The organism is Methylomagnum sp. (genome assembly GCF_054333355.1).
The window spans coordinates 1-11,512 of sequence record NZ_JBTEKS010000115.1; the positions used below are offsets into that span (position 1 = coordinate 1).

The following is an 11,512-nucleotide window of genomic DNA, read 5'->3' on the forward strand; positions in this document are numbered from 1 at the left end:
GTGGGCTAAAGCCCACTCCCACGACATGGCCGCCATGCGCTCGGAATGAAAATGTGCCAGAAGGGATTACGACAGCCTGTCGCCGCCTTGGGTGCCCGCCCGTCGCCTGCTTGAAATCCCCCCGCCACATCCCAATCTCACGCCGCAACGATCCACTTTTTTTGCAGGTTTCATCATGCGAATGGACAAACTGACCGGGAAATTCCAAGCGGCGCTGGCCGAGGCGCAAAGCCTGGCCCTGGGGCGCGACCAACAATTCATTGAGCCGGTGCATGTCATGGCCGCGCTCATCGACCAGGAGGGTGGCACGGTGCGCCCGCTGCTGGCCCAGTGCGGCATCGCCGTCAATCCGTTGCGGGCCGCCGTCGGCCAAGTGCTGGACCGGCTGCCCAAGGTCGAGGGCGTGGGCGGCGATGTGCAGATTTCCAACGACCTGATGCGGCTCCTCAACCTTACCGACAAGCTGGCCCAGAAGCGCGGCGACCAGTTCGTCACCAGCGAAATCTTCGTGCTGGCGGCGCTGGAGGATAAGGGCCAGTTGGGCGACCTGTTGCGCAAGGCGGGCCTTAACCGCGAGGTGCTGGAAAAATCCATCGAGAACATGCGCGGCGGCGCCAAGGCCGACGACGCCAATGTGGAGGAGCAGCGCCAAGCGCTACAGCGCTACACCATCGACCTCACCGCCCGCGCCGAGCAAGGCAAGCTGGACCCGGTGATTGGCCGCGACGACGAGATTCGCCGCACCATCCAGGTGTTGCAGCGGCGCACCAAGAACAATCCCGTCCTGATCGGCGAGCCGGGCGTGGGCAAGACCGCCATCGTCGAGGGGCTGGCCCAGCGCATCGTCAACGGCGAGGTGCCGGAAGGCGTGAAGGGCAAGCGCCTCTTGGCCTTGGACATGGCCGCGCTGATCGCGGGGACCAAGTTCCGGGGCGAATTCGAGGAACGCATGAAGGCGGTGCTGACCGACATTTCCAAGCAGGAGGGCAAGGTCATCCTGTTCATCGACGAGTTGCACACCATGGTCGGCGCGGGCAAGGCCGAGGGCGCCATGGACGCGGGCAATATGCTCAAGCCCGCTTTGGCGCGGGGCGAGCTGCATTGCATCGGCGCCACCACCCTGGATGAATACCGGCAATACATCGAGAAGGACGCCGCGCTGGAGCGGCGTTTCCAGAAGGTGCTGGTGGACGAGCCGAATGTCGAGGACACCATCGCCATCCTGCGCGGCCTCAAGGAAAAGTACGAAGTGCATCACGGCGTTACCATCACCGACCCGGCCATCGTGGCGGCGGCGATGCTCTCGCACCGCTACATCACCGACCGCAATCTCCCGGACAAGGCCATCGACTTGGTGGACGAGGCCGGCAGCCGCATCCGCATGGAGATCGACTCCAAGCCGGAGGAAATGGATCGCCTCGACCGCCGCTTGATCCAGTTCAAGATCGAGCGGGAGGCATTGAAGAAGGAGACCGACGAGGCGTCGCGGCGGCGACTGGATGAATTGCAGGAGCGCATCGGCGAAATGGAGCGGGATTACGCCGAACTGGAAGAAATCTGGAAGGCTGAGAAGGCCACCTTGCAGGGCAGCACCGCCATCAAGGAGAAATTGGAAAAAGCCAAGCTAGACTTGGAGGCGGCACGGCGGGCCGGCGATTTGGGCCGGATGTCGGAACTGCAATACGGCGACATCCCTAAGCTTCAAAAAGAACTGGATGCCGCCGGGCAGGCCGACAAGCAGGAAACCAAGCTGGTGCGGAACAAAGTCACCGACGAGGAAATCGCCGAGGTGGTGTCGAAGTGGACCGGCATTCCCGTCTCGAAGATGCTGGAAGGCGAGCGGGAAAAGCTGTTGCAGATGGAGGGGCAAATCGGCCAGCGGGTGGTCGGTCAGGCCGAAGCGATTAAAGCGGTGTCCGACGCCATTCGCCGCTCTCGTGCTGGCCTCGCCGACCCGCGCCGACCCAATGGCTCGTTCCTGTTCCTCGGGCCGACTGGCGTGGGCAAGACCGAGTTGTGCAAGGCGCTGGCCGAGTTCCTGTTCGACACGGAGGAGGCCATGGTGCGCATCGACATGTCCGAGTTCATGGAGAAGCACTCGGTGGCAAGGCTCATCGGCGCGCCGCCCGGCTATGTGGGCTACGAGGAGGGCGGCTATCTGACCGAGGCGGTGCGGCGCCGCCCTTACTCCGTCATCCTGCTGGACGAGGTGGAGAAGGCCCACCCGGATGTGTTCAACGTGCTGCTGCAAGTGCTGGACGATGGCCGCCTGACCGACGGGCATGGCCGCACGGTGGATTTCCGCAACACCGTGATCGTGATGACGTCCAACCTGGGTTCCGACCGCATCCAGGAATTGGCGGGCGAGGAGAACTACCAGGAAATGAAGGCGGCGGTGATGGAGGTGGTGACGCATTACTTCCGGCCCGAGTTCATCAACCGGGTCGATGAGGTGGTGGTGTTCCATCCCCTCGCGCAAGATCAAATCCGCGCCATTTGCCGGATACAGATCGGCTATCTACAGAAGCGGTTGGCGGAGCGCGATATAGGGCTTGATGTCAGCCCTGTTGCGCTGGATATGCTGGGCGAGGCGGGTTTCGATCCCGTGTATGGGGCGCGACCGTTGAAGCGAGCCATCCAGCAGCAATTGGAAAACCGGCTGGCCCAAGACATCCTGGCTGGCAAAGTCGCGCCGGGACAAGCGGTGCGGGCGGACATGGAGGATGGCGGGATCGTCTTCCATGTGCGGGCAGGGAACGCCTGAAGCGGCTTGGTGTAGGGCGGTGGGAACAAAATCCCACCGCCCGGCCCTTTGGCGGAATGAAAAAATTGCAAAAATGTCGATTGCAAAATCTCTGCTACACTTAAAATCGTCCCTTGCTAATCGCTGCAATGAACGTGCCTTGGCCGTTCATGCTCTCAACGGCTGCCGCTATGTATGGTTTCTCCCGGACGGGTGCCGCCGTGTGTTGAATGGGTGAGGAGGCCGGAATGCCAGCCAGAGGTATTTGATTGGAAAATGCGACCCCGTTATCGTTTTGTCTTGAATCGGGGTAGCAAAATTGGGGGAGTCTTTTACACTTTGATTAGCAATAAGATACTCGTGAACATTCCCGATCAGGCTTGCCTGATGTGGAATAAATTATCGGTATGGTCTAGGCTTCCGGTACACCGAGTGGAACAGATTAAGAGGGTTTCTCGTCCTTTGATGAATGTCAGGAGTGAGAGTTCTCAGCGAGCGGGCACGAAATATATCTCAGGTCCGAATCGCAGTCAGAGCGCAGTGGGTGCACAGCTCGGAGGTGGCTTTCGGAGTTTTATTTCGAGGGCAACGGGCGGAACGGACAGGTGTTCGGCCGCATAATCGAAACTTAACTATTGAATTCAAGTTGTAGCCAAATTAGGAGAACAACACATGGATATGCGCAAACTTTTGTGCTTCGGCCCGATGGGAGCCAATGAAGAAATATTGGGCGTCCTAAAAGCCAATGGCTGGGACGTATTTGTGGCGTCTCGGTTGGATGAGGCTAAAAACCTCATTGATACCCACGGGTTTAATATAGGGATAATACTGTTCGGCCCGCGTGAGCACGCCGACTTGCTGCCAGTCCACAGCCTGCTGGCCATGCGTTATCCCATGGAATGGATTGCTATTTTGCCCCCGCAAGCTTTGCAAGCCCGCGAAGTTTGCCAATTGATCGCCCAAGGTTTCTATGACTATCACACGCTTCCCCTTGATTCCGAACGCTTGCAGTTTACGTTGGGCCACGCCTACGGGATGGCTTTGGTTATGAAGCGCCTGCGCACTCAAACGGCCAGCCTCGGCGACGAGGGAATCATCGGTTGCAGCCCGAAGTTCACCAAGCTTGTCTCGGATGTGGAAAGGGCGTCCAGCCTGGACGTGTCCGTCCTGGTCACGGGCGAAAGTGGTTCCGGCAAAGAGATGGCCGCCCGCGCCATTCATCGGCGCTCGCCCCGTGGCGACAAGCCGTTCGTGGTGGTGAGCTGCGGCGCCCTCTCGTCCAACCTGATGCAGTCCGAATTGTTCGGGTTCGAGAAGGGCGCGTTCGCTGGCGCGTACCGCTCTAAAGAGGGCAGCATTGAGAACGCCATGGGCGGCACGCTGTTCCTCGACGAGATCGCCGAGCTTCCCGCCGATTTGCAGGGTCCGCTGCTGGACTTCCTGCGGGAGAAGACCGTGCGCCGGGTCGGCGGCATCAAGGATATTCCGGTGGATGTCCGGGTGATCGCTTCCACCCATGTGGATTTGGAGAAGATGGTGGCCGACGGCACCTTCCTGGCGGACCTGTACCACGCCATCAGCCCGCTGATCGTGAACGTGCCGTCCCTGCGGGAGCGCCGCGACGACGTGGAACTGCTGGCGAAGTACTACCTGGACCTGTTCGTCAACGAGAAGTACCGCCACATCAGCGGCTTCACTCCGGAGGCCGTGACCGCCATGCAGCGCTACGAGTGGCCGGGCAACATCCGCGAACTCATCAACCGGGTGCGTCGCGCCATGGTGATGTGCGAAGACCGCTGGATCACCGCGCCGGACTTAGGACTGCCGCTGGCTGACGCCAACACCGGCAAGTTCACTGGCCCCATCATGACCCTGGAAGAGGCCAAGGCCGAAGCCGAGAAGGAAATCATCCAGCTCACCCTGCGGGCCACGGAAAACAATATTTCCAGGGCCGCACGGCAACTGGCGGTGTCCCGCATGACGCTGTACCGCTTGATGGATAAGCACCGCATCCGCAGTTCAGCCGCCAGCGTGGCGGCGGGATTGCGCTAAGTCGGCGATTTCGGAGGCCACGGACGGTTTCCTGCGGGTTTGGGTCGGCCTCTCCGCTTTCGGTAAGCGCAGCCCCAGCCAATCCAACCAAAAATACGGCACCTGAACGGTGCCGTATTTTTTGCGTGTTTCGCGGGGTGATGGGATGGCGTGCGCCTGACCCGCCCCACGATTCGCGAATCCCTCAAGCCGGGGGACTTCCCGGTTTCCCCTCGTGTGTTACTCTTTATCGGCGCGGATTTCCGGCAGGAATTCCGCCCCTCTTGTCGTCTTGGACGCTAGCGCCCGGAAGGCGTGCCCCCAGGGCGGAACGGATCATTTGATTAGGGAAGATCATCCATGCGCAAGTTTAATTCTCCAAAAACCCGTCGCTGGGCGGGATTCCCCCTCCTTATTTGTTTGGCCGCCGCCGGACTGGGCGGTTGCGATTGGACCAAGCCCAAAACCACAGCGGAATACCTGTCTGAAGCCCAGGCCTTGCGGGGCCAAGGCAATTTGAAGGGCGCCATCATCGAGTTGCGGAACGCGCTGCAACAAAATCCCGATGACGGCATCACCCGGGCGTTGCTGGGCCGGGTCGAAGCCGAGGCGGGCGACGGCGCCACGGCGGAGAAAGACCTGCGGCGGGCCATGGCGCTACAGGTGCCCAAGGGCGGGCTGCTCAAGCCGCTGGCCGAAGCGCTGCGGATTCAGGACAAGCATCAAGCCTTACTCACCGAGATCATGCCCGCCGAAGCCTTGCTGGCCAGTGATCGAACCCGGCTGCTGGCTTGGCGGGGCGACGCTTGGCTGGCCCTCGGCAAGCCCGATAAGGCCAAGGCCGAATATCAGCAAGCCCTCGCCCTGGACGGCAACGCGCCCCTCGCCAAGCTGGGGCTGGCCCGTCTCGCTCTGCTCGAAAATCAGCCCGACGCAGCCAAGCGCTTAGTGGCCGAAGCGCTGGCGGTTGATGGGAAGGAACCGGCCCTCTGGCATTTTCAGGCGGGATTGTGGGAGCGCGCGGGCGAACTGGCCAGGGCCGAGGCGGACTACACCCAAGCCATGAACCTGCGCCGCCTCAATCAAGGCGACCGGATAGGCCGTGCCTTGGCGCGGATTGCCCTGGGAAAATATGCCGAGGCCAGTCAGGATATTGAAGTTCTGAAGCGCGAGGCGCCGAACAGCCACTTCACCCATTACGCCGAGGGCTTGCTGGCGCTAAGGCTCGGCAAATTCGCCGAAGCGCAAACGGCGCTGGAGCGCTCGGAGCGGCTCAACGACAAACACCCGCTCACTTATTACCAGTTGGGCTTGGCCCATCTGAGCCAGAACCATTCCGCCCAGGCCGAGCAATCCCTGACCCGTTTCCTCCAAGCGGTGCCAGGCTCCCTGGCCGGCACCGAACTCATGGCCTTGGCGAAATTCCAAAAGCGGGATTTCGAGGGCGTCAAACACCTGCTCGCGCCCGTGCTGCAATCCCGCCCCGAGGATGTCCCCGCCCTCAAGCTCATGGGCCAAGCGGAGATCGGCCTGAACCACATTCCAGGGGGCATCGAATATTTGCAAAAGGCCGTCGCGCTCGATCCCAACTCCGCCGCAACCCGGCAAGGGCTGGGATTGAGCCTGTTGGCCCAAGGCGAAAAAGCGCAAGGCTTGGCCGAATTGGAAGCCGCCGCCGCGCTGGAACAGAACTCAGCGCAGCCGGACGCTTGGATTGCCCTCGTTCACATCCAGGCGGGCGAGCCTGACCAAGCCCTTGCCGCCATCAACAACATCCGGGCGAAATCCCCCGACAGCGAACTCGCCGACCATTTGCTGGGTCGGCTGAGCCTCGCCAAGAACGACTTGCCGACGGCGAAGGAAGCCTTCGGGCGGGCGCTCAAGAAAAAGCCGGGCGACCCGGCCATCAGTCATCAACTGGCGCAACTGGCCTTGCGGGAAGGCAAGCCCGACGAGGCCCGGCAATGGTACGACGGCGCTCTGCGGGCCAATCCGCAAAATCTCCCGCTGCAAATGGAATTGGGCAAGCTGGACGCCCTGGAAGGCCAGTTCAAGACCATGGCCGAGCGCATGGACACCGCCATCAGGGACAACCCGGACGTCTTGCGGCCCCGCTTGATCCGGGCCGAGTATGCCTTGCGTCTGAGCCAGCCCGACCGCGCCCAAGCCTTGCTGGAACAAGCCCCTTCCCAATATTCCCGCCACCCGGAGCTGCTCGCGTTGTTGGTTCAGGCCCGCCTGGACAACGGTCAGGCCAGCCGAGCCTTGGACGCGGCCAGGCTCCTCACCGAAGCCACGCCGCAATCGGCCATGGCTCATTACTTGTTGGCGGTGGCCCAGGGCGACAACGGCAATTCCAAGGACATGCGCAAATCCTTGGATCGGGCCGTGGCGCTGGACCCCGCCTTCGGACCCGCCCGGCGGGCCGAGGTGAAGCTGTTGGCGATGGAGAAAAAGTACCCGGAGGCCGAAGCCCGCTTGAACAAGCTGGTGGAGGAGCGGCCCGACGACCCGGAGGTGTTAAGCCTCAAAGGCTGGTACGCCAGCCTCCGGGGCCAGCATCAGGACGCGGCGCAGGCTTATCGGAAATTGCTGGAAACGGCGCCGGGCACCCGCGTCGCCACCCGGCTGGCGCAGGCGCAATGGCAGGCCGGGGACAGGGCGGGGGCGGTCGCTTCCCTGGAAACATGGCTGGACGGCCACCCGGATGACGGACTTGGCCGTTATGTGCTGGCGGGCCTGTACCGGGAAACGGGAAAGCGGGAAGCCGCCCGCCAGCAGTTGGAAAAGTTGTTGGAATCCAGCCCGCGCAATGTGCCCGCCATGAACGACCTCGCTTGGCTGTTGCGGGACAGCGACCCGGCGCGGGCCGTGGAACTGGCTGAGCGGGCGGCGGAGGCGGCTCCGCAATTACCCATGGTGCTGGATACCCTGGCCGCGATATTGATGGACCGGGGCCAAGACCTCCGCGCCGCTGACTTGCTCAAGCGGGCCGTGGCGCTTGATCCTGGCAATCCGTCCATTAGCTACCGGCTGGCTGTCGCGCTGAATAAAGCGGGCCGCACCGGGGATTCCCTCAAAACCGTCAAGAGCTTGCTGTCCGATGACCGGCCCTTCCCGGAACGCAAGGACGCGCAGGCGTTGTTCAACCGCGTGGCCACCCAGGCTGGGGAATAGTTTCGTAGGGTGGGTGGCAACGATAAAGGCCGACTCGGTTTTCAAAACCGAGTCGGCCTAACCCGGCTGAATAAGGAGTGAGTGATGAAGATCGACTACAAGGATGTGCTGTTCACCAGTCTGGGCTTGCTGCTCACCCTCGGCCTCACCGGCTTGGTGATGAATTTCGCGGCGCCGGTGCTGGCCCGTGGGTTCGGCGCCTTATATGCCTTGGGGTATGGCATCGCGCTCTTGCTGGTGTATGGGGGCGTGGCGGCGGTTTATCTGCGGTTGCTGACCCGCTTCTATCCATTCCGCGAGGGCGTCTACGATTTCGACCACCCGCAATTCACCCTCTGGAAGCACTGCACCTTGATCGGCGATCTCGCCAAAGTGGGGCTGGGGCCGTTGAATCTGGCAATGACGCGGGTGCTGTATTACCGGGTGTTGGGCGTCAAAATCGGGGCCAATGTCGCCATAGGCCGGGTCAATATCACCGACCCCTTGCTGACCGTGTTCGAGGACTTCGCCGCCGTGGGGGATGGCACCATCCTGGGCGCTCACTCGATCACCTCCGACCGCTTCGCCCTGCAAGGCGTCCGGGTGGCGCGGGGCGGCACCGTGGGCGCGGGCTGCGTCATCGCGCCGGGCGTGGTGGTCGGCGAGAACGCCGTGGTCGCGGCCATGTCCCGGGTGAACAACGGCACCAAGATTCCGCCGGGGGAATTCTGGGACGGCATACCCGCCGTGAAGGTTAGGGATATTCGCCCGTCGCGTTGGAAGCTCAAATCGTAGGATGGGTGGAGCTTTAGCCCGGAAGTGATGGGTTTCGCTGCGCTGCACCCATCCTATAAAAGGGTATTTATAGATGGATTCCAAACCCAATCAAAAACAGCCGGGCATAATCGCCAATCATGCCGCCCTCGCACGGTCGGGCGAATACATGAATCAGGGAATAAAACTGCAAGGTGCCGTACACGGCCAGTATATCCAACAGAATTCGCCAATCCCGCGTCCAGGGTTTGCGCTGGCTTTTTTTCTGCAACAAATAAAGCTCGGTGAACGAAATCCCAAAGCCCAGCAGCAAAAAATACGGCCAAGTTTGCAATACCGACGAGATATTCTCGAAGCGCAAGCCCTTGTAATAAAACTCTTCAGGCAAATGTCCCCAAAATAAATTACCGAAGCACGCCGCCGCCATGGTCGCGACGAAAATCCGCAAGCGGGTATGTTCGCGGAACCAACGGAAGAATACCGGGTAGAAAAATGCCCGGACCAGAAACTCCCGGTAATGAAACGTGAACCGCGCCCAAAATGCCACCAAATTAGTGGCAAGCCAGGGGCGGTTGAAATACGGGTCCATGCGGTAGCCAAATACTCGCCACATTCCCGTTTTGAAATGCAGCACCGCCGCCCATACCATGAACCAGCGGACCTGATCCAGCAGCGTGGTCGATAATACCGAAGCCGTGCTGGCTTGCCCGGTATGCACGAAGTCGCAGACTAAATCCTTGGTGAGCGCCCGATGGACATTCGGCCCGAAATGGGTGAATGCCTCCACCAACGATAAGCGTATCCATTCCCCGAAAACCAAATAAATCAGGGCCACGCCCCAGATTTTTATGCCCTCAATGGCTAATTTGTTTTTGTCCTCGGCCAGAAAGTTTTTACCGAGATAACTATACCCCTGGCCAATGGTGACGCCCCAATGCCAATTGGGCAGCACGGCGGGGGTGAGAAATACCGGCAGATAATCGGTAATCGGCAGGTTTTTCGGCACCTGCCCAGCGTTATAGTCGATGTGGTACATCATCAGCCGCTCCCACTGCCAGAAAAACAGCAGAAACCCTAACGGCAATTTCCAGGCGCTGCCGTCCAGACCTTCAGCGAAGGCGCCCAGCAGCACGACGATCAGCGGGGATTGGATGGAGATGGTGCGTAAGGCAGCGAGGGCGCGGGGGTGGTTTTCCAGGCGCGGCAGTCCGTGCAGTTGCAATCCCATGGCGACGGCACCCCAGATCAAGGCCACCGCCGGGGACGCGCCCGCATCGGCGGCGAAGGCCCAATAGCCCAGGGTTCCGGCGGCGATGGCGATGCCTAATCCCTGCCGGGGCGGCGGGGCGTGGAATAGCAGGTAAATCACCAGGTGCGCGGCCAGCAAGCCAGCCACGGCGGGACCGCCGTACAGAATCAGTCCGGCGACCAGGAACCAGGGCACCAAGGACGCCTGTTTGAAGCGCATCGGCAGGAAATAAGCGCACAGGAACGCCCCGGCGATGACCCCGAACAGGACGAGGCGCTGGTCGTCATTCGCTAGGTCCGAAGTGCCTCGGTATAACCACAATTCGCTATCGACGTTGCGGTCTTCGTCGAACACCCCGGCGGGCACCCACCCCGCCCATTCCGCGACTTGCTTCGGCAGGGGCAGGCCCAAAGGTGCCGCCACCTGGGTGAACAAATAGGCGTACAGCGCCAGCATGGCAAGCACCGCCGCGACCGCCCGTGGGCTGTGCCGGGCGGCATTCCGCGCCTTCTGCTCGGGAGTGGCGGGGCGGTCACGGAGCAGGCCCGCCATGGCTTAGGCCGGGAGTTTGGACAGCACGAAGTTTGAAAGGGTATCCAGCGTCTCGAAATTCTCCGCGCTAATATCGCTATCCCGCATCTTGATACCGAATTGCTTTTCCAGAAATAACACCATATTGATGACTTCCATGGAGTCGGCGAACCATTCATCCAGGAGTTGGGTGGTTTCGGTTAATTCCCCGGTTTGGCCTTTAGCGTTTTGTTGGAGATAGGTTTTTAGGTGGTTGATGATGGTGGGTTTGTTCATGGTTTTCGCGTGTTTGAAAGTGGTTAAGTCAGGGGGGTTATAGATTTCGGAAAGCGGATAGGTTATAGGATGGGTGGAGGCACACAGTGAGGGAAAGCCAATCCCGAAAGCTTGTCCGTGCGCCGCAACCCATCTTGGTTGTCATACCATTTTGATGGGTTATGGTGCGCCGGTTAACTTTCCAAATTCGCCGCCCCTTATGGCGCACTTTCACCCATCCTATAGATTATGAGGGTTCATAATGTTATCCCCAGCCCAATCAAAAACAGCCGGGTATAGTCGCCCAAGCTGCCGTTGTTGCAGGGCGTGATGAAAACGTGAATCAGCGAATAAAACTGTATGGTGAGATAAGCCGCCACTATATCCAGCGGAAAGCGGCGGTCAAAGGTCCAGGGTTTGCGCTGGGTCTTGGTTTTCTTATGTAGCAGGTAAAGCTCGGTGAATGAGATTCCTATTCCCAGCAATAAGAAATACGGCCAGGAACCCAGTATGTCCATAGCGCTGATTGAGTATTTGCCGTCGACACCCTCGACGGCGGCGAAGGGCAGATGGCCGATGAATAGATTGCCGAAACACGCCGCCGCCATGGTGGCCGCGAAAATCCGTAGCTTGGTATTGTCTCGGAAGTAACGGAAAAATACTGGGTAAAAAAATACCCGCACCAAGAATTCCCGATAATGGAAGGTGAAGCGGGTCCAGAATGAGACTAGGTTGGTGCCTAGCCAGGGATGGTTATAGTAAGGGTCGCAACG

The 11,512-nt window shown here is 60.4% G+C and carries 7 protein-coding genes; 4 read left to right on the forward strand and 3 right to left on the reverse strand.

Going from position 1 to position 11,512, the window contains the following annotated elements:
- Positions 1-175: 175 nt before the first annotated feature.
- The 4 genes from clpB (at position 176) to ACXWUF_RS10775 (ending at position 8,725) form a co-directional block, all read left to right on the forward strand.
- Positions 176-2,764, forward strand: coding sequence for an ATP-dependent chaperone ClpB (clpB, locus tag ACXWUF_RS10760; protein WP_458494678.1), 2,589 nt, complete (start codon positions 176-178; stop codon positions 2,762-2,764).
- A gap of 651 nt (positions 2,765-3,415) precedes the next feature.
- Complete coding sequence (locus ACXWUF_RS10765; protein WP_458494679.1) at positions 3,416-4,795, forward strand: sigma 54-interacting transcriptional regulator; 1,380 nt, start codon at positions 3,416-3,418, stop codon at positions 4,793-4,795.
- Positions 4,796-5,134: 339 nt separating this feature from the next.
- Positions 5,135-7,951: an XrtA/PEP-CTERM system TPR-repeat protein PrsT gene (prsT, locus tag ACXWUF_RS10770; protein WP_458494680.1), complete on the forward strand. Its 2,817-nt coding sequence runs from the start codon at positions 5,135-5,137 to the stop codon at positions 7,949-7,951.
- An 84-nt stretch (positions 7,952-8,035) separates the two neighbouring features.
- The gene (locus ACXWUF_RS10775; protein WP_458494681.1) at positions 8,036-8,725 is read left to right on the forward strand and encodes an acyltransferase; all 690 of its coding nucleotides are present in this window, start codon (positions 8,036-8,038) and stop codon (positions 8,723-8,725) included.
- A 67-nt stretch (positions 8,726-8,792) separates the two neighbouring features.
- Here ACXWUF_RS10775 and ACXWUF_RS10780 read toward each other — a convergent pair whose 3' ends face one another.
- From ACXWUF_RS10780 to ACXWUF_RS10790, 3 genes are all read right to left on the reverse strand, one after another.
- A complete protein-coding gene (locus tag ACXWUF_RS10780) occupies positions 8,793-10,505 on the reverse strand; it encodes a hypothetical protein (protein ID WP_458494682.1) in 1,713 nt (570 codons plus the stop codon).
- 3 nt (positions 10,506-10,508) lie between these two features.
- Positions 10,509-10,760: an acyl carrier protein gene (locus tag ACXWUF_RS10785; RefSeq protein ID WP_458494683.1), complete on the reverse strand. Its 252-nt coding sequence runs from the start codon at positions 10,758-10,760 to the stop codon at positions 10,509-10,511.
- 236 nt (positions 10,761-10,996) lie between these two features.
- Positions 10,997-11,512 (reverse strand): hypothetical protein (locus tag ACXWUF_RS10790; protein WP_458494684.1); only part of this gene is annotated, 516 nt, incomplete at its 5' end.